At 68.5% G+C, this 21,710-nt stretch carries 20 protein-coding genes and 4 pseudogenes; 13 read left to right on the top strand and 11 right to left on the bottom strand.

Annotation, left to right across the window (positions count from 1 at the left end):
* Positions 1-979: 979 nt before the first annotated feature.
* The gene (locus tag ABT288_RS43330; RefSeq protein ID WP_351620550.1) at positions 980-1,876 is read right to left on the bottom strand and encodes a hypothetical protein; all 897 of its coding nucleotides are present in this window, start codon (positions 1,874-1,876) and stop codon (positions 980-982) included.
* A gap of 467 nt (positions 1,877-2,343) precedes the next feature.
* Entirely contained in the window at positions 2,344-2,481 is a 138-nt protein-coding gene (locus ABT288_RS43325) for a hypothetical protein (protein ID WP_351620547.1), read from the bottom strand.
* A gap of 371 nt (positions 2,482-2,852) precedes the next feature.
* Here ABT288_RS43325 and ABT288_RS43320 point away from each other — a divergent pair, with 371 nt between their 5' ends.
* Complete coding sequence (locus tag ABT288_RS43320) at positions 2,853-3,182, top strand: Hsp20/alpha crystallin family protein (protein ID WP_351620544.1); 330 nt, start codon at positions 2,853-2,855, stop codon at positions 3,180-3,182.
* A 97-nt stretch (positions 3,183-3,279) separates the two neighbouring features.
* Here the strand turns inward: ABT288_RS43320 and ABT288_RS43315 are convergent, their stop codons facing one another.
* From ABT288_RS43315 to ABT288_RS43305, 3 genes are all read right to left on the bottom strand, one after another.
* A complete protein-coding gene (locus ABT288_RS43315) occupies positions 3,280-3,657 on the bottom strand; it encodes a hypothetical protein (protein WP_351620541.1) in 378 nt (125 codons plus the stop codon).
* Positions 3,654-4,046, bottom strand: coding sequence for an STAS domain-containing protein (locus ABT288_RS43310; RefSeq protein ID WP_351620538.1), 393 nt, complete (start codon positions 4,044-4,046; stop codon positions 3,654-3,656). Before ABT288_RS43310 ends, ABT288_RS43315 begins: the two co-directional genes overlap by 4 nt.
* 184 nt (positions 4,047-4,230) lie before the next feature.
* Positions 4,231-4,359 (bottom strand): hypothetical protein, encoded by a 129-nt coding sequence (locus tag ABT288_RS43305; RefSeq protein WP_450863913.1) that lies wholly within the window; start codon positions 4,357-4,359, stop codon positions 4,231-4,233.
* Positions 4,360-4,536: 177 nt separating this feature from the next.
* On the opposite strand from ABT288_RS43305, the gene ABT288_RS43300 reads away from it, so the two are divergent.
* The 6 genes and pseudogenes from ABT288_RS43300 to ABT288_RS43275 all read left to right on the top strand — a co-directional run bounded on the left by ABT288_RS43300 (position 4,537) and on the right by ABT288_RS43275 (position 10,909).
* Entirely contained in the window at positions 4,537-4,905 is a 369-nt protein-coding gene (locus ABT288_RS43300; RefSeq protein WP_351620535.1) for a J domain-containing protein, read from the top strand.
* 49 nt (positions 4,906-4,954) lie between these two features.
* Positions 4,955-6,823, top strand: a pseudogene (gene dnaK / locus ABT288_RS43295) (molecular chaperone DnaK).
* A gap of 2 nt (positions 6,824-6,825) precedes the next feature.
* Positions 6,826-7,371: a nucleotide exchange factor GrpE gene (gene grpE, locus ABT288_RS43290; RefSeq protein ID WP_351620532.1), complete on the top strand. Its 546-nt coding sequence runs from the start codon at positions 6,826-6,828 to the stop codon at positions 7,369-7,371.
* Positions 7,372-7,423: 52 nt separating this feature from the next.
* On the top strand, positions 7,424-7,816 hold the full coding sequence (locus ABT288_RS43285) for a DUF2267 domain-containing protein (protein WP_351620529.1): 393 nt from the start codon (positions 7,424-7,426) through the stop codon (positions 7,814-7,816).
* Positions 7,817-8,836: 1,020 nt separating this feature from the next.
* A complete protein-coding gene (groL, locus tag ABT288_RS43280; RefSeq protein WP_351620526.1) occupies positions 8,837-10,456 on the top strand; it encodes a chaperonin GroEL in 1,620 nt (539 codons plus the stop codon).
* Between the two features lie 240 nt (positions 10,457-10,696).
* The gene (locus ABT288_RS43275; RefSeq protein ID WP_351620524.1) at positions 10,697-10,909 is read left to right on the top strand and encodes a hypothetical protein; all 213 of its coding nucleotides are present in this window, start codon (positions 10,697-10,699) and stop codon (positions 10,907-10,909) included.
* A gap of 45 nt (positions 10,910-10,954) precedes the next feature.
* Here the strand turns inward: ABT288_RS43275 and ABT288_RS43270 are convergent, their stop codons facing one another.
* A complete protein-coding gene (locus ABT288_RS43270; RefSeq protein WP_351620521.1) occupies positions 10,955-12,397 on the bottom strand; it encodes a lipase maturation factor family protein in 1,443 nt (480 codons plus the stop codon).
* A gap of 122 nt (positions 12,398-12,519) precedes the next feature.
* Between ABT288_RS43270 and ABT288_RS43265 the strand changes: the two genes are divergently transcribed.
* From ABT288_RS43265 to ABT288_RS43250, 4 genes and pseudogenes are all read left to right on the top strand, one after another.
* Positions 12,520-13,062 (top strand): STAS domain-containing protein, encoded by a 543-nt coding sequence (locus ABT288_RS43265; protein WP_351620518.1) that lies wholly within the window; start codon positions 12,520-12,522, stop codon positions 13,060-13,062.
* Between the two features lie 6 nt (positions 13,063-13,068).
* Positions 13,069-13,392: pseudogene (locus ABT288_RS43260) on the top strand (PAS domain-containing protein); the annotation flags it as partial.
* 42 nt (positions 13,393-13,434) lie between these two features.
* A pseudogene (locus tag ABT288_RS43255) lies at positions 13,435-13,683 on the top strand (PP2C family protein-serine/threonine phosphatase); the annotation flags it as partial.
* 566 nt (positions 13,684-14,249) lie between these two features.
* Entirely contained in the window at positions 14,250-15,215 is a 966-nt protein-coding gene (locus tag ABT288_RS43250; RefSeq protein ID WP_351620515.1) for a hypothetical protein, read from the top strand.
* A gap of 972 nt (positions 15,216-16,187) precedes the next feature.
* Here ABT288_RS43250 and ABT288_RS43245 read toward each other — a convergent pair.
* The gene (locus ABT288_RS43245; RefSeq protein ID WP_351620512.1) at positions 16,188-16,586 is read right to left on the bottom strand and encodes a hypothetical protein; all 399 of its coding nucleotides are present in this window, start codon (positions 16,584-16,586) and stop codon (positions 16,188-16,190) included.
* A 331-nt stretch (positions 16,587-16,917) separates the two neighbouring features.
* On the opposite strand from ABT288_RS43245, the gene ABT288_RS43240 reads away from it, so the two are divergent.
* The gene (locus tag ABT288_RS43240; protein WP_351620509.1) at positions 16,918-17,319 is read left to right on the top strand and encodes a hypothetical protein; all 402 of its coding nucleotides are present in this window, start codon (positions 16,918-16,920) and stop codon (positions 17,317-17,319) included.
* Positions 17,320-17,480: 161 nt separating this feature from the next.
* On the opposite strand, the gene ABT288_RS43235 is transcribed toward ABT288_RS43240, so the two are convergent.
* From ABT288_RS43235 to ABT288_RS50410, 4 genes and pseudogenes are all read right to left on the bottom strand, one after another.
* Complete coding sequence (locus tag ABT288_RS43235; RefSeq protein ID WP_351620507.1) at positions 17,481-18,152, bottom strand: formylglycine-generating enzyme family protein; 672 nt, start codon at positions 18,150-18,152, stop codon at positions 17,481-17,483.
* Between the two features lie 297 nt (positions 18,153-18,449).
* Entirely contained in the window at positions 18,450-18,677 is a 228-nt protein-coding gene (locus tag ABT288_RS43230; RefSeq protein WP_351620504.1) for a hypothetical protein, read from the bottom strand.
* A 562-nt stretch (positions 18,678-19,239) separates the two neighbouring features.
* Positions 19,240-20,236, bottom strand: a protein-coding gene (locus ABT288_RS43225; RefSeq protein ID WP_351620501.1) for an IS5 family transposase whose coding sequence is annotated in 2 segments (ribosomal slippage) — positions 19,240-19,843 and positions 19,842-20,236 — 999 coding nt in all. Because the reading frame shifts where the segments join, the coding sequence is not laid out codon by codon here.
* A gap of 231 nt (positions 20,237-20,467) precedes the next feature.
* A pseudogene (locus ABT288_RS50410) lies at positions 20,468-20,725 on the bottom strand (uracil phosphoribosyltransferase); the annotation flags it as partial.
* A gap of 252 nt (positions 20,726-20,977) precedes the next feature.
* On the opposite strand from ABT288_RS50410, the gene ABT288_RS43215 reads away from it, so the two are divergent.
* The gene (locus ABT288_RS43215; RefSeq protein ID WP_351620498.1) at positions 20,978-21,538 is read left to right on the top strand and encodes a tetratricopeptide repeat protein; all 561 of its coding nucleotides are present in this window, start codon (positions 20,978-20,980) and stop codon (positions 21,536-21,538) included.
* Positions 21,539-21,710: the final 172 nt, after the last annotated feature.

The following is a 21,710-nucleotide window of genomic DNA, read 5'->3' as shown; positions in this document are numbered from 1 at the left end:
GGCGGCGGCGACCAGGACGACGTCTCCTACGCCGCGTACTTCGACGACGACATCGCCAAGCTCTACCAGCGCGCCCAGGACGAGGACTGAGCCCAGCTCATCCGCACCCCGCTCACGGCGAAGGGCCGTACAGGGTTCCGCTCCACGAGGTTCAGCACCTGCTTGGTCACGCGAGCTACGTGGGCGAGCATGGACGCTGGGCTCACCCTTGTTGCCCAGAGCGAAGGCGGCCCGCAGCCGACGATGTCGGACAGTAACGTTGAGGAACCCGACTAATTACAGCGGATAGCCGTCGTTTCAGGTTGCCTGGAGCGCTGACCAGCCAAAATAGCCTTCCGTGAGGTGTAGGGCGGGTTGATGGCCCGGGAATGGTCCGGATCTTGGCCTCAGCGCCGACGGGCGGGTGCTCGGCGTCCTCCGGGGGCGGGCGCATTCCCGGTGGCCGGGGTACCGCCTTGCTGCGGCTAGGGACGGGCACTTGCGGACAGTCGATCACTGCTGGTTGCAGGTCCAGCGTGTGGTGTCTCCGTATAGTCACGGCGTCCGGGGCGATGATCTCCCTGCTGTCGGTCAGCAGCGGGATGGCAGGGTCCCAGGTCTGCCGGTGGCATCCCAGGCCGTGCATCAGCACGACCGGTTCACCGGACCCCTGCCGCTCATACGCCACCGTCACCGGGCCCAGGCCGGTTGCCTCGCCCTGGACGTACCAGGTCGACCGTGGCTCCAGCGGGATGCGGCCCCGTTCACCGTCGGCCCCATGGGTAGCGGGGGGTCTTCAGACGGCGAGGCGTCCTGTGCTGCGCGGTCACCGCCGTGGCCGGCAGCCGACAGGAGAGCAGAGTCAACCACGAATGACACCGGTGTATTTCCGCGCGACCGCGTTGCACGCCGGGAGCGCGGCTCAAGAACGAAGGAGCCGCGCCGCTCGCGACGGTGTGGCCTTGGCAGCGGGTGGGGCTCGGCGGGGCGCGGCTGTGCGTCAGGGCCGGCCGGAGCTCAGCCGCTCGATGGCTTCCAGGACATGTTTGCGGCGCGCGTGCGTGCGCTCGTATCCCTCGAGAACGCGCAGGTCGGACTCGGACAAAGAGGGCATGCGCCGCTCGATCTCCTCCACGCTGAGCTGGCTGAAGCCGACGATGGGCAGGCTTTCCTCGCTGCTGACCGCGCCTTGGATCTGCTCGGCCGCGGCGGTCACTTCCGGCTCCTCCGCCACCGACCTTTCGTCTTCGGGCCTCTGCCCGGGGCGTGCAGCCTGGCGCAGCCGGTCGGCGACAGCCCGCAGCGGGCGGGTGGCCGCATGGGTGAGGCCGCCGTTCGTCGTCTGTTCCACGCGGAAGCCGTCGACTGCGGCGGCCACGGTTCGGGCCTGCCGAGCGAGCCTGTCCTCGAGCAGCGCCAGCAGCTCCTGGTCCCGGCTGCGAAGTTCCTGCAGCAGGTGGAGGGTGTTGTCGTCCTGGGCCTGGTCGGCGAGGACCTCGCCGGCCAGAGCGCTGGCCAGGGCCCGGGCAGCAGCGGCGTACTCGTCCTCGGTGTTCCTCAGCAGCTGCTGGTCGTCGGCCGGCCCTCGGCCGTGGATCACCCCTGTCACCGTCTTCTGCCCGATGGCCAGCGGCAGCATGGCTGTTCTGAAGGTGGTGCGGGCGGCGAACCGCGCCATGTCGGCCGCGCCGCCGAGCAGGCCGCGGGGCCGCAGTCCGCGGACATGGCCTTCGATGCGGTGCACCCGGCCCTGCATCTCATCGGCCTCGCGCTCAAGCATCTGCCGGTGGGCGCCGGGCGGCGCGAGCGCCGCATCCGCCCGCAGCCGGTCACGCGCTGCGGCATGAGCGTGGCGGGCATCCTCCAGCACCGGTATCAAGGTCTGCGTCATCGCCATGGGAGGCTGCTCCCTGCATGCGGTGTCGGGCGGGGGTTGAGCGGCTGCCCAGCCGGCCGTCCTCCTGCGGCTGAGCAGCTGGGATCATCCTGCGCGGACCGCGCGAAGATCACCCGCCTGGGAGCGCGCTCGCCCCGCGGGCCCCACGGCACAGGAGCCCGGCTTTAGTCGCTGCCGCAGGTGCGGAGACAGTTTGCCGGCGGTTCCACCGTCCGGGTGAGGGCGCGTGTGACGGCCGAGTCGTCTTGGTCACCGCGCGGCCAGTTACGTACAACCGTCGTCGGCACACCGCTGAAAGCCCCACTCGAATGTCCAGGACGGTCACAGGCCTCAGAGAGCGCGAACGCGCACCAGCCCCGAGGCTGAGCACAGTCGCGGCCCCTGTGACTCGGGGCAGGTCGTCCGCCCCTACGATGGCCCGACCCGCGATCAACCGTGAGCGCCGGCCCCGTTGACACAGGCACGAATCAGGACGACCGGCCCGGGTACTCCGGCTCCCCGCCGTCGGCATCGAACACCTTGGTGAAGGTGGCACCGCACCGGCAACGCGAGTACTCGACCAGTTCCCCCTCTTCCGACACGCTCAGCCCCTGACTGAGTCGCACATGTACATGATCACCCATCAGGAGCTGCTTTCCTTGACGTCTGTCGTCCGCCTCATCGTGGGCGCCGGCCGCTCCCGCTGGCAATGTCGCAGCTCACACAGTTCACGAGTGCGACCACAGCGCTGCTTTGTGCGGCCGGGATGCGGCCGTGCCGCGAAGCACCGCCAGGAATACGTTGAAAGTGACAGAAGGTGCGTTTGTGTGGAGGTGAGGGACGATGACACTGCCTGTGCGACGCGGCGGGCCCCTGGCTGAACGGCGGTTCCCGGGCTGGGCACGGATCCTCTCGCCGAGTTCAACGATCTCATCGGCAGGATGGGGACCCCACTGGAGTCCACCATGGGCGGCGCCGTGGGCCCCTGACGGAGGGCATGGCCTGGTCGCCGCTGGCGGACCTGTCGGAAACCGATGACGCCTACCTCGTCGAAGTCGAGGTGCCCGGCGTCAAGCGCGAGGACCTCGACATCGAGATGACCGAACGCGAACTGACCATCACCGGCGAGTTCAAAGAACGCGAGCGCACCGGCATGCTGCGCCGCGGCACCCGCTGGAGCGGCCGGTTCGAGTACCGCGCCGCGCTGCCCGGCGACATCAGCCCCGAGAACGTCGAGGCCACCCTCGACAACGGTGTGCTGACCGTCAAGGTACCGAAGGCGGAAGCCACCAAACCACGCCGCATCGAGATCACGTCCGGACAGTGACCCCAGCTCGGGCAGTGAGCCCTGCCCCCGTGCGATGCGCGCCGTACGAGGGCAGGTGCGGGTTGGATGCGGTGACCGTCCCGGGCCGACTGGCCGATCAGGACGTTTCCGTGGACGGATGCTCGGCTCGCGCGTGCGGCTGGGGATGGCCGGCGGCGTGCAGCATCGGTGCGGTGTGCCGCTCGGGGCGGTGCCCGCCTTCGGCCGGAACGCGGCTGCGCGGCCCTTCGTCGTCGGGCAGGGGCACGGGGCGGCGGGCCACGAGGCGCCCGACCCAGCGCCGGCCGCAGTGTTCGCAGGGCGGAGCGCCCTGCGGCGTGTAGGGGGAGGGAACCGCCGTGTTGTCGCGGTAGAAGACCTCCCACTCGGCATCGAGCGCGTCCCGGTAGCGCTGCACGTCGTAGTCGACGCTCCAGCTGTGCCAGCACGAGCCGCAGATGAATTCGACTCGTTCGACGGCAAGTTCGGTGATCACGGCACGGCACCTCCCATCCGGTTGGCGACTGTGGTCCGGGGCGCCGTGAGCGCGGCCTCGAGAGAGGGGTGGACGGGCAGCGCCTGCGCGAGTCCGCTGTCGCGCAGGAGCCGCTCCACCCGCCCTTCGGGGCAGACCAGGCGCAGCTCTCCCTCGTCCTCCTCCAGCATGGCCCTGACGGACATCAGGGCAGCCAGGCCGCCGGTGTCGGCCCAGGTCAGCTCGGACAGGTCCACGCTTAGGTTGAGCGAGTGCCGGTGCTTGGCGGTGACGGCGGCCACGTAGTCACACAGCTCACGGGCCGTGGTGGTGTGCAGGGCCCCTTTGATCTCCGTCACGGCCCAGCCGTTCTCCCAATGGGAGGCGAGGAACACAGCCGTGGTCTTCACTCCTGCCGCTCAGCGCCCGCTGTGGCCCGCCACACGACGTTCAGGGTGCGGCGGCCCACGGTCATGTCGTGGATGCTGCGGTCTGCTGTTGTCTACCTGTATTCCCTCCTTATGTGTCACTTCTTCTGCTTGCTTCCCGTGGGGCGGGATCTCAGCTCTCGATCTGCTGTGGCTCCGCGCACGGTCAGCACGTTGCGCTCGCGCACTGATAGGCGTCGATCGGCATGACGGCCGGCCGTGCCAGGGAGCCGAACAGCTGCTGGGTGAGCCGGTCGAGGTCCCGGAAGGGATCGGTGCGGATGAGCGCAGCCATCGTGCAGCTCCTTCCACCTGGCGGTCTGCCCATTCCGGGCTCCGGGAGCCCGGAATGCCGCTGAAACCCCTATACCTCCCCCCAGCAAATCTTGACAAGATGAGACTCAAGTTTTATCTCAGGATTGAGGCAAGTAAGGGTGAAGTCACAGCTCGCAGTGGGCGAGGAGGTGGCGGGATGCCGGCACGGGACCAGGGTGGAGACCTGTATGCGGTGCTGGGGGTGGAGCCCTCGGCGGCAGCCGAGGTGATCACCTCTGCCTTCCGCGCCCGGGTGCGGGAGCTGCGCCCCGACACCCGCGTGGATGCGGTCACCGCCGAACGGTTCGGCGAGGTGCGGTCGGCGTACGAGACGCTCCGCGATCCGGTCCTGCGCGCGGCGTACGACCAGACGTACCAGCGGACGGCCGAGCGGGCATACGACCCCGGCCCTGTCGTCGCGCGGCCGGTCCGGCCGGCGCCGCGTTACCTCGTGGTGCTCGGGGTCGTGCGTCCCGAGCCTGCGCTGCGGGCCGGTCCCGTCCGGTGGGAGCCGGCATCCCGATGAAGCCCCGATCGCAAACGTGAAGCAGAGCATGGTGAGGAGGGAGAAGCAGATGGCGCGCTCGGTCGGTATCGACCTGGGAACGACGAACTCGGTCGTCTCGGTACTCGAGGGCGGCGAGCCCACGGTCATCACGAATACGGAAGGCGCGCGGACCACCCCGTCGGTGGTGGCCTTCGCCAGGAACGGTGAGGTGCTGGTCGGCGAGGTCGCCAAGCGGCAGGCCGTGACGAACGTGGAGCGCACCGCGCGCTCGGTGAAGCGGCACATGGGCGATCACGGCTGGCGGTTCCCGGAGCACGGCAGGATCGACGGCAAGCGGTAAACCGCGCAGGAGATCTCCGCGCGCGTGCTGCAGAAGCTCAAGCGCGACGCGGAGGCGTACCTGGGTGAGGACGTCACGGACGCGGTGATCACCGTACCCGCGTACTTCGACGACGCCCAGCGGCAGGCGACGAAGGAGGCCGGTGAGATCGCGGGCCTGAACGTGCTGCGGATCATCAACGAGCCGACGGCGGCGGCCCTGGCCTATGGGCTGGACAAGGAGAACGACCAGACCGTCCTCGTCTTCGACCTCGGCGGTGGCACCTTCGACGTGTCCCTGCTGGAGATGGGTGAGGGCGTCATCGAAGTGAAGGCCACCAACGGCGACACGCACCTGGGCGGTGACGACTGGGACCAGCGGATCGTCGACCACCTGGTCAAGCAGTTCAAGAACAACTACGGCGTCGACCTGTCCAAGGACAATATGGCGCTCCAGCGGCTGCGGGAGGCGGCGGAGAAGGCCAAGATCGAGCTGTCCTCCTCGTCGGAGACCACGATCAACCTGCCCTACATCACCGCGTCCGCCGAGGGTCCGCTGCATCTGGACGAGAAGATGAGCCGGGCCCAGTTCGAGCAGCTGACGTCCGATCTGCTGGAGCGGTGCAAGGCGCCGTTCCACAACGCGATCAAGGATGCCGGGATCAAGGTCTCCGACATCGACCACGTCGTCCTGGTGGGCGGCTCGACCCGTATGCCGGCGGTGACCGAGCTGGTGAAGGAGCTGACCGGCAAGGACCCGCACAAGGGGGTCAACCCCGACGAGGTCGTCGCCGTCGGCGCGAGCCTGCAGGCGGGCGTGCTCAAGGGCGAGGTCAAGGACGTCCTGCTGCTCGACGTCACCCCGCTGTCCCTGGGCATCGAGACCAAGGGCGGCATCATGACCAAGCTCATCGAGCGCAACACCACGATCCCGACCCGCCGTTCGGAGATCTTCACCACCGCCGAGGACAACCAGCCGTCGGTGACCATCCAGGTCTACCAGGGCGAGCGGGAGATCGCGGCGTACAACAAGAAGCTCGGCATGTTCGAGCTGACCGGCATCGCCCCGGCGCCGCGCGGGGTGCCGCAGATCGAGGTCGCCTTCGACATCGACGCCAACGGCATCATGCACGTCTCCGCCAAGGACCTGGGCACCGGAAAGGAACAGAAGATGACCGTCACGGGCGGCTCCGCGCTGCCCAAGGACGACATCGACCGCATGGTCCGGGAGGCCGAGCAGCACGCCGAGGAGGACCGTAAGCGGCGTGAGGCCGCCGAGACCCGCAACCAGGGCGAGCAACTCGTCTACTCCACCGAGAAGCTCCTCAAGGACAACGCGGAGAACATCCCGGCGGACGCCAAGTCCGAGACGGAAACGGCGCTGACCGACCTGAAGGAGAAGCTGAAGGAGGAGGGTGCGGACACGGCGGCAATCCGGCAGGCGATCGACCGTACCGCGCAGGCCGCGCAGAAGATCGGAACGGCCCTGTACGAGAAGTCTCGCGCCGAGCAACCGGCGGGTGCGGCCGGAGCGTCCCCGGGCGGTGCGGCCGGTGGGTCCGAGGATGACGTGGTGGACGCAGAGATCGTCGACGACGACAAGCCGGAGGCTGGCTGACGATGACCAGGAGCGGTCCGCAGAGCACCGAACTTGAGCAGCTGCGGCGCCTGGTTCAGGAGCGGACCGCCGACCTGCAGCGGATCAAGGCCGAGTACGACAACTACCGCAAGCAGGTGCGGCGGGACCGCCTGGCCGTGCGCGAGATCGCTGCGGCCAACGTGCTCAAGGCGCTGCTGCCCGTGCTGGACGCCGTCGACCGGGCGTGTGCCAACGAGCCGCTCACGCCCGGTCTGAGGGACATCGCCGACAGCCTTCAGGAGCAGCTCGGCTCGCTGGGCGTCACGTCGTTCGGTGAGGTGGGTGATCGGTTCGACCCGGCCTGCCACGACGCTCTGACGCACCATGTTGTCCCCGATGCGGACCGCCTGGTGTGCTCGGCGGTCCTGCGTCCCGGCTACCGTCTCGGCGAGAGCCTGCTGCGCCCGGCCACCGTGGAGGTCACCGGGCCGGCCCCGCCCGCGAGGAGCGCATCGACGCCGGAGTGCGGCGTACGGGATGCATCCGCCTCGGCAGGCAAGCCGCCGTTGCCCGTCTCGCGGAGCTGACAGGCGTGCCCCTACCGCCCTGAGATTGCCGGCAAGCGGAGGTGACGAAACGATGCAGCACCATGAGTTCCTCGCTCGCGTACGTGAGCTCGGCGAATACGACAGCCAGGACGAAGCCGCGAAGGTCACCGAAGCGGTGCTGAGCGGGCTGGCCCAGCGCATCAGCCCCGGCGAGGTCGATGACCTTGCCTCCCAGCTGCCCGGAGCGCTCGGACAGGCGCTGGCCGCGGCCAAGCAGGCGCAGGCAGAGAGCTTCGGGATCGAGGAGTTCTACCGCAGGGTCGCTGAGCGGACCGGGGCCCGGCCGCGCACTGCAGAGTGGGACGCCAGCGCGGTCCTGACAACCCTGGCGGGCGCCGTTTCCGGCGGTGAGCTGAACCAGATCCTCAGCCAGCTCCCCTCCGGCTACGCCGTTCTGTTCGGCGAAGCCGACCTGGCCAGCTGAAACCAGGATCTGGGGCACCCCCGGATACGGCCACACCGTCGGCGTGGAGGACCACCACCGCCGCTCGGCCAAGGCGTGGCCAACATAGCCTGCGCATCCCGATCGCCGAGCGCGCCAAGCCTCGCAAGATGGCCGTCAGCGGGTCCAGGTGAGCGATCTCGGGCTGGCCGACCGGCCGCCTGGGACGAGTAGCGGCGGAGGACGGGCACCTGATCTCCCCCCTCGCCCGCCCTCCGCGCCCCACCGGGCCACAGAAGCCGAAGGTGTGGGGTTCGACGTTGCGTCGGCGAGTGCCGCGGAAGGCACGGGATTGAGGGTCCGCCAGGAGCAGGACGCGGTGGTCGTCGGCTGGCTGCCGGCACAAGAGCTGGATCCGGTGGGCAGGCGGGTCGCGGAGTACGGGGGATTCGGGCCGCGCTGCATCAGGCGTTACCGGAGATCCTCATGCAGGTCGGCTACGCGGTTCAGGCCGACCGGCACAGTGGAGAGGTACGGATCAAGCCGGCTTAGAACGCCGAAGGAATCTGGCGGGATTGTCTGGCCCGGGCGCACTGCTTGGGCGCGCTCGGGGCAGGAGTTGTGACAGCACTTCCCCGTGGCCTCCGCGTCGCGGCGTGCTTCCCGAGAGCGGCATCGCGTGCTCGCTGCTCCGGCCGCGCCGCGGAGGCAGTACACCTTCCGGCAACAGCAGACACGCCGCGGCGCGTACCGGCTACCGCCTCGGCGACCGTCTGCTGCGCCCGGCCACCTGGAGGTCACCAGACCGCCTCCATCCCCGAGAACCCGCTCCATCCCGGCACCCCTGCCAGTCCCTCTCGGATGCGCAACGGCGTTGACCGGCCGCAGGCCGAAGTGCTAAACGAGGAATTAGCACTCTCGCAGTGAGAGTGCTAACGGCTGGGTCGGGTGACGTGCTCGTGCGGCCGTGAGGGAAACCTCCGGCGCGCGGGTGAACGTCGCGGGCGTCACCCCGGGCCACCGTCATCGACTCAAGGATTCGATGCGGAGGAGACCGTACCGATGACTGCGAAGATCATCGCTTATGAGGAGGAGGCGCGCCGCGCTCTGGAGCGCGGCATGAACCAGCTCGCGGACGCCGTGAAGGTGACGCTCGGCCCCAAGGGTCGCAACGTCGTCCTGGACAAGAGGTGGGGTGCCCCCACGATCACCAACGATGGTGTCTCCATCGCCAAGGAGATCGAGCTTCAGGACCCGTACGAGAAGATCGGCGCCGAGCTGGTCAAGGAAGTCGCCAAGAAGACGGACGACGTCGCCGGTGACGGTACGACCACCGCGACCGTGCTCGCCCAGGCCCTGGTCAAGGAGGGTCTGCGCAACGTCGCCGCCGGTGCCAACCCGATGGCTCTCAAGCGCGGTATCGAGAAGGCCGTCGAGGCCGTATCCGCGGCCGTGCTGGAGCAGGCCAAGGAGCTGGAGACCAAGGAGGAGATCGCCAACACGGCCGCGGTGTCTGCGGGCGGGGACCGGGCGATCGGTGAGCTGATCGCCGAGGCCATGGACAAGGTCGGCAAGGAAGGCGTCATCACCGTCGAGGAGTCCAACACCTTCGGCCTGGAGCTGGAGCTCACCGAGGGTATGCGCTTCGACAAGGGCTACATCTCGCCGTACTTCGTCACCGACGCCGAACGCATGGAAGCGGTCCTGGAGGACCCGTACATCCTGCTGGTCGGCTCCAAGGTCACTGCGGTGAAGGATCTGCTGCCGCTGCTGGAGCAGGTGATGCGGGAGAGCCGGCCGCTGCTGGTGATCGCCGAGGACGTGGAGGGCGAGGCGCTGGCGACCCTGGTCGTCAACAAGATCCGCGGCACCTTCAAGTCCGTCGCCGTCAAGGCCCCGGGTTTCGGTGACCGCCGCAAGGCGATGCTCGGCGACATGGCCGTGCTCACCGGTGCCACGGTCGTCTCCGAGGAGGTCGGCCTGAAGCTGGAGAGCGCCGACCTGGGCGTCCTGGGCCGGGCCCGCAAGGTGGTCGTCACCAAGGACGACACCACCATCGTGGAGGGCGCCGGTGACGCCGCCGCGATCGAGGGCCGGGTCAAGCAGATCCGCGCCGAGATCGAACGCTCGGACTCCGACTACGACCGCGAGAAGCTGCAGGAGCGCTTGGCCAAGCTCGCCGGCGGCGTGGCCGTGATCAAGGCCGGCGCCGCCACGGAGGTGGAGCTCAAGGAGCGCAAGCACCGCATCGAGGACGCCGTCCGCAACGCGAAGGCGGCCGTCGAGGAGGGCATCGTCGCCGGTGGTGGCGTGGCCCTGCTGCAGGCGTCCGAGAAGGCGTTCGAGAAGCTGGAGGTGGACGAAGAGGGGCGGACCGGTGCGGAGATGGTCCGCCGCGCGCTGACCGCTCCGCTGCAGCAGATCGCCCGCAACGCCGGCCTGGAGGGCGGTGTCGTGGTGGAGAAGGTCCGTACGCTGCCCGTCGGCCACGGTCTGAACGCCGCGACCGGCGAGTACGTGGACATGCTGGCCGCGGGCATCATCGACCCGGCGAAGGTGACCCGTTCCGCGCTGCAGAACGCCGCTTCCATTGCCGCGCTGTTCCTCACCACGGAGGCCGTCATCGCCGACCAGCCCGAGGAAAAGGAACCGGCCGCCGCCGGGGCCGGCGCCGAATTCTGATCGCCGCGTGCCCGGAGAGGGACCGAGGCGGGCGCCGGTGGCCGCGACGGCAGACCGCCGGCGCCCGCCCAGCGGCGCGCATGGGAACCCCGGGGGACTCGTGCACCGGCAGCCGACCGGATTAGGTGTGGTCAGCCTGTTGCCGTTCTCCTGTGCCCGGAGGAATCGTGGCCCGTAGGCCAGACGCCCGGGGGAGAGGAGAGCCGCCAGCGCTGCTCCGATTCATCTGCAGGGGGCGACATGAGAGTCGAAGTGGTCCAACCCGCTGCCGGCGTGTTGTTCGGCGTCCCGAACGACACGCACGAGGAGATCATTACGCTCATCGACGCCGTTGCCAGGACACCGCAGGCACACGTTTCCGGTCTGGCCGCAGCATTCGGCGAATGGTGCTGGCTTGTCTACACCACCCACGACGACATCATCGAAGTCCTCGACGTCGGCTGCGCACGATGACCCCGAAAGCCGAGCCAGGCCCGAGTCTCCTGCGGAACCCGGGCCTCATGCGCTGGATACCGGTTGCCGCTTGGCGACGGCCGACACGTACTCGCCGAGGAAGGTGCGGCTCCACCAGGCACCGTTCGCGCGCAGTTCCGACCAGCTGGTGAACCGGTACTCGTACAGGCAGATCCGGACGAAAGCAGGCGGCGAGCCCGGGAAGGGATTGCGGCGCAGCAAACTCAGGACGGCCGGGTTGTTCTCCAAGAGGGCGAGGAGCAAGGCAGGGAGCCAGCCGGCCGCGTACACAGGGGAGAGCGCGGCGAACCACATCAGCCAGTCCAGCCTGAGGTGGTACGGGGCCACCTGCGGCGGAAGCCGCCGCATGCCGCCCGGCTTGCCCTTGAAGACGTACTCCTTCCACACGGTCTCTTCGGTGGTCTCCGGCTCGTCGGTGCCCTCGACGATCAGCTCGTACCGGATGCGGCCCACGCTGCCGAACGCGCCGTAGGTGTTGACCAGGTGCAGCGGAGTGAAGGACGCGTTCATGACCTGGCTGCGGGAGAGCAGGTTACGCACCGGCCAGTAGCTGAGCACCAGCACCAGGGCGGCGACAGCCAGCACGAGGCCCTCGAACCACACCGGTGCGGCGGCGAAACGCGGCGCAGGAGGCAGCCCCAGCGCGCCGGTGACCTGCGAGCCGCCGATCGCGGACAGCGCCAGCACGATCGTCAGCCAGTTCAGCCAGGCGAAGTTGCCGGACGCGACCAGCCACAGCTGGGTGATGATCACCAAGCCGGCGGCGATGCTCGCCGCCGGCTGCGGCGCGAACAGGGCAAACGGCACGAGGAGTTGTGCGACGTGGTTGGCCGCCGCCTCCACGCGATGGACGGGCTTGGGGAGGTGGTGGAAGAACCAGCTGAGCGGGCCGGGCAGCGGCTGGGTCTCGTGGTGGTAGTACAGGCACGTCAGATCCCGCCAGCAGGAATCGCCGTGCAGCTTGATCAGCCCGGCGCCGAACTCAAGCCGGAACAGCAGCCAGATCAGCAACCCTCGCACCAGCACGGGCGGCGCGACGTCGTCGTTGCCGAGGAAGATCGCCAGGAAGCCGGCCTCCAGCAGCAGGTATTCCCACATGAATCCGTACCAGGTCTGCCCGACGTTGACGATGGACAGGTACAGCGCCCACAGCAGCGTCCACATCACCATCGCCGCCCACAGCGGCAGCCGGTCCGGCACCCCCGCCGCCACCGCGGCGGATCCCGCGGCGCCCGTCCAGGCCATGGCGGCGAAGAAACGGTCCGAGTAGTGCAGCTGGAAGATACTCGGAGCCCGCCTGAACGCCACCTGCGCGGTGAATCGCGGCACCGGCAGCAGCCCCCGCTCCCCGACCAGCCCGCGGAACTGCAGGGCCGAGCTGACGAACGCGACGCAGTACAGCACGGCCAGACCGCGCTGGAAAAGCATCCGGCCCAGCCAGTAGTCAGGGTCCGTGAACCAGTCCATGACGGCATGCCTCCGCACATCCGCCTGGCGCTAACACCCACTTCTCGTCATCTTGACATTTACCCCGTTCATGGCCTATCTAATTATCGCAAATATCTAGATTGCTCCGACTTGTTGGCGATGTGAGAGGAGGGCCGGGCAGCCGACCCGGCCAGCGTCCACCGGAAGGCGCCGGTCGTACCGCTGGGGTCTGCCCGGACTGCGGAAAGGGGTGGTCACAGTGCCTCGGTGACGCCTCCCTTTCCCTGTCCTGGCGCCCCGAGCGGGGCTGGCTGATCGTGAACGCGGCCGGAGAGCTGTCCATGACGACGCGGGCACAGCTGCGGGCCTATCTGACGCTCGTGACCTCGATGCCCGGCAGCGACCCCTCCCGGCTCGTCATCGACGTCTCCCGCGTGACCGCCTGCGACGCCATGGGGCTCGGCGCCCTGTTCGGTGCACACCTTCGTGCCGCCTGCGACGGCGGCCAGCTCCACCTGGTGTGCCCGGAAGGACCGTTGCTGCACGTGCTCGACGTCACCGGCCTGCGGCAGGCCGTACCCGTACACCCGACCGTGGCCGAGGCGCTGCCCTCTTCCCCCACGCCGACGGCCCCGTCGTCGGGCACGGTGACTGCGGCACCAGGCCCCAACCGCGACCAGCGTGAAGCGGACGGCAGGGGGTGAGCGGAGGTGATCAGGTACGCCGGATTCCGCCCGAGCAGCGGGGATGGCTTCGTCCCGGCCACCGAGCTGGCGGCCGCCGTCGTCGACGCCCGAGGAACGGTCACCACCTGGAGCCCCGGCGCCCAGGCCCTGCCGGGCTACAGCCCCGAGGACATCGTGGGCCGCGCGACCGCCGAACTGCTCGAGGACGGGCTGCCCGACTCCGCACGACGGCACTTGGCCGACCGGCAGGCATGGATCGGCCGGGTCCTGCCGCGCGACCAGGCCGGCCGCACGATCGAGGCCGAACTACGAGCATGCCCGCTGCTGAACGGCAAGGGCGACGTGCAGTGGTTCCTGCATGCGTCCGTGCCCCAGGAGAGCGACGGCCCCGCCCTCGCACTGCAGCGCAGCCTGCTGCAGCACCACTTCCCCGCCCAGCAGGCGCTGGAGACAGCCGCCCGCTACCTGCCCGCCGATCCCCACGCCGGCGTCGGCGGGGACTGGTTCGACGTCATCGCCCTGTCCGGCGTACGGATGGCACTGGGCGTCGGCGACGTCGTCGGGCACGGCCTGAACGCCTCCGCGGCCATGGGACGGCTACGCACGGCGGTGCGCACCCTGGCCGATGTCGACCTGCCCCGGACGAGCTGTTGTCTCAGGGACCGGCGTTCGCTGTCACGGCGGCTGGCATCCCGGGTCTGGTCCTCAGCAGCAGGACTGTGGTCGTCCCCGCCCCCCGTTGGGGGGGCGACCACACCGGGTCACCAGGTACAGCGGCCCCGGCTGGAGGACTGTTCTCGGGCCGGGCTCCGTCATGTTGGGCTGTCGTTGCCGCCATCCCGGGTGTGCCGCCGACGTACCGACAACCCGTCAAAGCCGCCCAACCGCTACGCGGCCCACGATGCCCCGCCACTGGGCCGCCTCGATGTGCTCCAGTCGCCGCCGCTGACGGGCGGTAGCGGCTGCTGCTGCGGGGTGGCGCGGTCGCACGGCCGTGACAGGATCCGCCGGGCACGCGGCTGTTCGGATCTTCACAGCATCCCCTAGGATCCCCGTCTGTCTCCTACACATCAGAGGGTTCCTTGAAGCCATACCTTCGGCGGACAGCGCAGCTGTGCCTCGCCGCCGCGATCAGCCTCACTCCCCTGGCAGCACCTGCTGCTTCACAGGTGGCGGCCGCCGCCTCCCCGGCCCATCCGGCGGCGATGGCAGGCAACGGCGGCCTCGATCTGCTGGTGCAGGGCGCCAACTGGGAGGTCCTGCAGACCGCCCGATACGCCAACGGCAAGTGGGCCCCGACCAAGCGGCTGTTCAAGAGCGGGTCCTTCTACGACTTCACCGACGTGGTGCAAAACGGCCGGCTGCGTCTGTTCATCGAGCAGCCCACCGGCTTGGACGTCACCTTGGAGGAGACCACCCAGAAACCGGACGGCAGCTGGCCCGCCCCCACCCCGATGCACGGCCTGGCCCCGGTGCGGGTGACCTCCAAGCCGACGCGGAACTACCTCGCGGCGGCCGTCGTAGGAACCCACGTGCACCTGGTGTACATCGACACCAACGGCCGCCTGATGCACACCATGGAGCAGTCCAACGGCACCTGGACCGCTCCCGACCAGGTGGCTCCGGGCGGTGCCTACCGCAACGACTGGTTCCAAAGTCTGTCGGCCGCCTCGGTCGGCGGAGAGCTGCAAGTGGCCGCGGTGGACCAGATCCACCGCACCGTTCTGCACACCGCGCTCGGCGCGAACGGCAGGTGGACGCCGTGGAGCAACGTGCTGTCCTGGACCGGCACTCCCCGCCACTGGGGCATGCCGCTCCGGGTGGCCATGGCCGGATTCGGCAGCAGCCTGCAGATGGTCGTGCTGACCAACGGCCAGGTCGCGCAGTACCACACCATCCGCAGCCCGAACGGGCACTGGAGCACCTGGGACGACATCAACGCACGGGTGGACTTCAACCACGCGGGCTTCATCGGCACCGTGCTGAACGAGGTCACCGCCGTCAACGTGGCAGGAAACCTCCAGCTCGTTTTCGCCTCCGACGATAGCCGCGGCACGCTCTTCCACACCATGCGCTATGCCAACGGCGCGTGGACGCGGGCAACGCTGGTCCAGCACTACACGAACATGTCCGCCTGGCGGCCCGCCGGAGTGGCTGGATCATCCGGCTGAGCCGCGGCCGGGGCACAAGCGCCCTCCACGCGGTGCCGGGGGAACGCCCGGCACCGCTGCACCGCGTCCGCCGGACGGCCTCGAAGGCAACGACACCGGGCGCGACGGTGAAGTCCCGAACGCCGGGCAACGACCGCGTCGGCCGGCAAGTTGTTCCCTCTACTCTGCGGGTGGAACGAGGTCACTACGCTGGGGGCATACGCGAAGGTGATCTTCGACAGGAACCGTTCATGTCCCTGCTGCCCGAGTCTGACAGCACCCGGCCACCGACTGGCCGTCATCAGCATCGAGTTCTCGCCTGGTGATCCAACCGCCGCTTCATCGGCCAGGTGGCAGCTGCAGTCCTCTTCAGCGTCGCCTGCGGTGCGCTGGCGTGGGTTGCCCTCTCGCCATCCTTCACGAACGTCATCAGCAAGACCAGGATCAGCTGGACGTACGGCCCGTACTCTGTGGCTCAGCATTGCGCCGGTGGCGGGTTAGTCCAGATGGAGATCGACAACGCCAGTTCCGCCCGCGACTCCAAGAACTTGATCGCTTCATCACAGCTTGCACCGGGTCTCAACAGCATCGGGCCCTCCCTCGTCGCTCAGCTGCCTTGCCCGGCAGCTGCCGGCACCCTTCCATGCCCGCCCCTATCCGCGGGGCCGAGTAGGTCCAGGCGGCGGTCGACCGGCATCCTTGGACCGGAACTCGGTCAGCGGACCAACCTGTCTTCCTCCATCGGGCGATGGCAGATCGGTTCTGCGCATGCACGGCCATGTGTGACGGCTTGTGCTTCACGAGATGTCCACGCAGCACCGAGGACTGTGTGAGCTGCGCCATGAGTCCGACGGCTCTTGAACTGAACGCTTGCGCACGTCACCGCATCGCTGCAGCTCACGGCGAACCTTCAAACATTTGACCCAGTAACGAAGACACGTTCCGTTTATGGAGAAGATCGCAAAGTCACAATTTTCGAGGGCCGCATGAGTTTCAGGCCCCTGAAATCGACAGGGTGGCGTCCAGGAGCCCAACACAACTGGGCTCCCGCGCAGCCAAGTTGGACGCGCAGGACCCGCCGGCCTCAATGACGAGATCCGGCACTCGCACCTCCTGGAAGACCGCGTGGGCAACGGCGACGTCAGCACTGACGTATCGCCCCAGGACGGCGGCCACGGCCAGCCCGTCCAGGCCCCTCCCGAACTGCCCCTGGACTTCGAGGGCTTTTACCTCGGGCATCAGAAGTTCTTCCACGACTTCGCGGAGATCCACCTCGGCAGCCGGCGGGCTGCCGAACAGGTCGTCCACCAGGTGTTCCTGGAGATCCTTTGAGGCTGGGACGAACTGCTGCAGCAGGGCGACCTCGAACAGCAGACCCTTGCGGTGCTGCACCGCGGCGTCACCCGCCGCCCCGACGAGGACGGACGCCCGCCGGCCTTCCTCATCAACGGCCCGATAACCAAGACCTCGAGGCCGTCCGCAGCCAGCTGGAGCTCAACAGCAGTGCCGGCGGCCTGTACGAGGCGATCCTGGAGCTGCCCACCCGCCCATTCACCGTGATCGTCCTGCGCCACCTGCTGGGCTAACCCCCCAAGCGGATCGCCCGCTACATGGGCCTGGACACCCGCACCGTCGACCACCACGGCCGCAAGGGCAAGGAACGCCTGCGTATCCGGCTGGGCCTGCCCGCGGCGCCCGGCAAGAACAAGAAGGGGGCAGGACAGTGACCGCCATCGATGAACTTGTCGCCGACGCCCGTATCCCCACCGGCCCGCGTGACGGCTTCGACGTCGGCACCGCCCTGCGCCGCCTCGCCGCCGACGCGGCTGCCGCCACGGCCAAGCCGCACCCGGACACCGTCCGTGCAGCCCAGGCCGGGCAGCGGCTGTCCGTGGTATGCCGCTGGATCCAGAACCGGCCCGATGCCGCCGACCACGTCGACCGCCTCGCCCAAGAACCCGAAACGGCCACGAACGACGGCCACCTGGACGTCGACGGCGCCCTCGTCTTCGCCTGCCTCCTCTACTTGACCGACCATCGCGAGAGCGCCCAGTTCTGGTGGCAGCTCGCCGCCGGGGCCGACCACCGCTCCGCCAGCGACAAGCGTGACACCCCCGTGCGTTGATCACGCTGTGTGCGAGTTGCCCTCTGGCACTGATCCCGTCGCTGACGATCTGGTCCGCGTCTCAAGTGAGCTGGTCCGATTCGCTCGGTGTCTCAGATGATCGAGTCCCCGGTTCGTTCGGTCGGCGGCCGCTGCATCTGAGGAGGGACGCAAACCGGTCGTCACACGAGGGAACGCGCGATACGGAATCCGACGTCGTCGACCTGGAAGGTGGGATGGCTGCGGCGCCGCGCGGAGGCCCGGCAACTCCAGTGCTCATCGAACCAACCACCGCCACGGAGCACTCGGTATGTGCCGTACACCTCGGCGTCGTAGATGTCCCAGCACCAGTCCCAGACGTTGCCGAGCATGTCGTAAATCCCCCACGGGTTGGGGAGTTTGCCGCCCACGTCGTGGATGCGCTCGTGCGAGTTGTCGCGGTACCAGGCGATCGCGTTGAGATCCCCGTAACGCGGTCCTGGCGTACCGGCACGGCAGGCGTGCTCCCACTCGGCTTCAGTCGGCAGTCGGTACCCGTCGGCGGATGCGTCCCACTCGACGTCATCGCCTTCGGCATGGAAGTGGTACGCGGGCGTGAACCCGTCGCGCCGGGACAGTGCGTTGCAGAACCGCGTCGCGTCCCACCAGGAGACGCATTCGACGGGCAGCTGGTCGCCATGGGCTGTACTCGGGCGCTGGCCTGTGATCTCTGCGTACAACGCCTGGGTGACCGGGGACGCCGCGAGCTGGTAGGGCGCAAGCTCGACCGACCAGGTGCGCTGCGTTCGCCGGTCCGACAGCGTCACTTGCCCCGGCGGGATGGCGATCATCTCGTTCCCTGTAACCACATCCATGATCAGAAGATCCTACGAGACCTGCCAGGGTGAAACGGCAGGGCCGAACCAGATCGACTGAGACAGCAATCGGCACCCAAGTGCCCCAGACCACGTCAACTGGGATTCCCGGCGGCCAGGCGTCTCAACCGATCTGGTCGCCGCAGGTCAGGGCTCTGCCCGCAGGCCAGAACGTCTGAGACCGTGGCGCCGGTCCGTGACTTCCGCTGGGCCAAGGACGTCGACGGCTTCGCGGGCTGGTACTACTGCACGACGGCTCGGGACCACGTGGGAGCCGCGGGCTGAAAGGCCCGCCGGTCAGGCGGTCTCCTGACGCTCGGGCGCCTTCCGTGTCTTCACTCCGCCAACGATGAGCGCCAGCCCCACGACGGCGATGCCGAGGTAAGCGACGGACGGAAGGTCGACGACCTTGTGCATCCAGCCCCACTCCGTGCCGAAGAAGGTCCGCGAAGCGAAGCTGACGAGCCCCTGCGCTCCTACGACGTAGCCGATGCTTTCGACGGTGTATCCGATGGTTGTTCGCACGGATCAACCCTCTCGCCGCGGTGCCGCAAGATCGTCCTCCACAGGGACGAAAACACAATAGGCCAAAGGATGCAGTCACTTGCGGAGAGCACCGGCACAGCACCCCGCCGCGGCAGAGGAGTGGTCGACAGCAGATGGCTCGGAGATCACGACCTACGCCCAGCGCATGGGCCGTCGATCTTCCAGACCAGCCTGCCTCCGTTGTGGCGTACCTTCACGGGATCATCACGCACGAAGAACTACAAAGCCGCAGGTCACGTGATTCCGTCCGTAGTCCTAACCGGTCCAACTTCGATAACGAACAATTCACTTCGATGTCAGAGGACACCCGCCCCGACTGGTGTCACGCTCACCGAGAGTCACAGTCTGGGTGTCACGCATCCTGTCACGCCGCCTGTCACGCCAGCCACCGACCGCGTGACAGCACCCGCCCTAATGTCCGGATTGAACGGGTTCTGAGGTCGGCCCCCCCCCGGAACGCCCCTCCAGGGCCGTTTCCGCGTGACAACGTGACACCCACGCGTCGGCCCCGCCGCGCTCATCACGCTCCTGAGTCAGCCGCCTAGCCTCGGGATGAAGTGGTCGAACACGACCACCGCCAGGTCGTTTCTGATGGCTCTTGGACGATGTCTCGGAGCCAGATGACGATCGCTGCAACGGCGGGGGTGCCGTTGAAGATGTAGTCGCGCTTGTCGTACCGACTGGCCACCGCCCGGTACTGCTTCCACTTGCTGACGCACCGCTCGACGGCAGTGCGGCGGCGGTACTGGGCCTTGTCGAACGCCGGTGGGTGCCCTCCGGCCCGGCCCTTGCGCCGACGGCCGGCCCGCTGGTCATCAGGCTGGGCGATGGTCGCCTTGATCCCCCGTCGTCGCAGGTAGGTCCGGTTGTCGCGGCTGGAGTAGGCCTTGTCGCCGCGGACACGGTCAGGGCGGCTGCGTGGCCGGCCCGGTCCGCGCCGCCGGATCCGTAAGCCGTCCAGTACGGGGATGAGCATGGGGCTGTCGCCTCCCTGACCCGGCGAGGTCTGCCAGGTCAGCGGGCGGGCCCGGTTGTCGGCCAGCAGGTGGATTTCGCTGGTCAGCCCACCCCGTGAGGCCTCAGCGCCTCCCGCCCATCCCATTCCACACGCGCACCGCCCCCCTTTGCGGGTAGTCGCGAGGCAGTCGGTGCCGGGCCCCGGCCGCATGCTGATGTGCCCGGCAGGACGTGGAGTCGATGTTGACGGCCCATTCGCGCTTGCGGTGCGCGCTCTCCGCCTCTACCGCCTTGGCCAGGGCCCCGTCGGGATCGGCGGCATCCGCCTCGATCTGCAACTCGCCCAGGATCTGTCGCCCGGTGCCGTCTGCCGACCAGTGGCGGTGCCGCTCGTAGACGGTCTGCCAAGGGCCGTACCGCTCGGGAAGGTCCGGCCGGGGCACCCCGGTACGGGCCCGGTACAACACACCGTTGATTACGGTGCGGTGATCGGCCCACTGCCCACCAGGCTTGCCGTTGGCGGGCAGCAACGGCTCGATCTTCGCCCACTGCGCGTCCGTGAGCTCATGTCGCCGCACCATGAGCCACACCTGCCCAGGCCAAGCACTGATCCACCCACCCAGCAAGAGCCATGAGAAACGACCTAGCGGTCCGTTCCGAAGCAGCGGTCTCCGAAGTCGCCGATGCCGGGCACCATGTAGGCGTTCTCGTTGAGCCTCTCCTCGATCGCCGAGGTCACGATCCGCACCCCCGGGGAAGCGCTCGCACACCGCCGTGATGCCTTCCGGCGCGGTGATGAAGTTGACGAAGACGATGTGCTCCTCGGGCACGCCCCGTTCGAGCAGCAGCTCGATGGCGGCCACCGCCGTGCCGCCGGTCGCCGGCATCGGGTCGAGCAGGAGGACGTGGCGGTCGGCGGTGTCGTCGGGGAGCGCCTGGTAGTACAGGTGCGGTCGCTTGGTCGTCCTGTTCCGCTGAATGAGGATCTTGCCGATCCTGATCCCCGGGATCACCGCGCGCAGTTCGCTTTCCATGCTCTCCCCGGCACGCACGATGGGCACCGCGAGCAGCCGGTCGGCGAAGCGCAGCCCGTGGTACGTACTGCCGACGGGAGTCCGGACGTCGTGGGTGAACTCAGCGACGACCTGTACGAGGAGATCGATTCACGCTACGGCACGGACATCGCTGACGGTGTGGAATACAACGCGATGCGGATGCACGACGGCACTGCGTAGTCCTCGACCACGAGATTCCAGGCAGTGGGCACAACCTGAAGTTGCTCGCCGACTACCTGGCCAGCTGGCGCAATAGGTTCACCTACCGTGACGTGCGACAGGGTCGGTGGAGATCCGGGCTCGGCTGGCGACGAACGCCCCGGACGCTACGAGCCCGACCTCGCCTCGGCCCTGAACAACCTCGCCAGCGCCTACGCGACGGCAGGGGACCTCGATCGGGCGATCCCGCTGTACGAGCGCACGCTGGACGACAGCGTGCGAGTGCTGGACGAGGACCACCCCGAAACCCTGTACGCGCGGAACAATCTCGCCAGCGCCAGCGCCAGCGCCAGCGCCAGCGCCAGCGCCAGCGCCAGCGCCAGCGCGAGGGCGGGGGACGCCGATCGGGCGATCCCGCTGTACGAGCGCACGCTGGACGACAGCGTGCGAGTGCTGGGCGAGGACCACCCCAACACCCTGTACACGCGGAACAACCTCGCTCTTGCGCGGGGTGAGGCGGGGGACGCTGCTGGCGCCGTCACGGCCTACGCCGAGCTACTGGACGACATGGAGCGAGTCCTGGGACCGGAACACCCCAACACCCGCACCACACGTAACAACCTGGCCTATTGGCGGGGGACGGCGGGGGGCGCCGCTGTTCACCCCTAGTGGTTTATCGACTGATCAGCGGGATCGTCCCGGGCTGGTGACACGTCCGTTAACGGCACGTCGGCCGTGGGTTCAGCGTGACTGATTCCCAATCGTCCTTGTCAAGCTGGCTGGGGCGGCTCGGGGGCCCAGTGCCGTTGATCCCGGATGAGAGCCCATAGGACGTCGAGCC

The organism is Streptomyces sp. NPDC001093 (assembly GCF_040298985.1).
In the GTDB taxonomy this organism is placed as follows: Bacteria; Actinomycetota; Actinomycetes; order Streptomycetales; family Streptomycetaceae; genus Streptomyces.
Note: the sequence above shows the minus strand (reverse complement) of the source record. Positions and strands in the feature narration are given on the sequence as shown.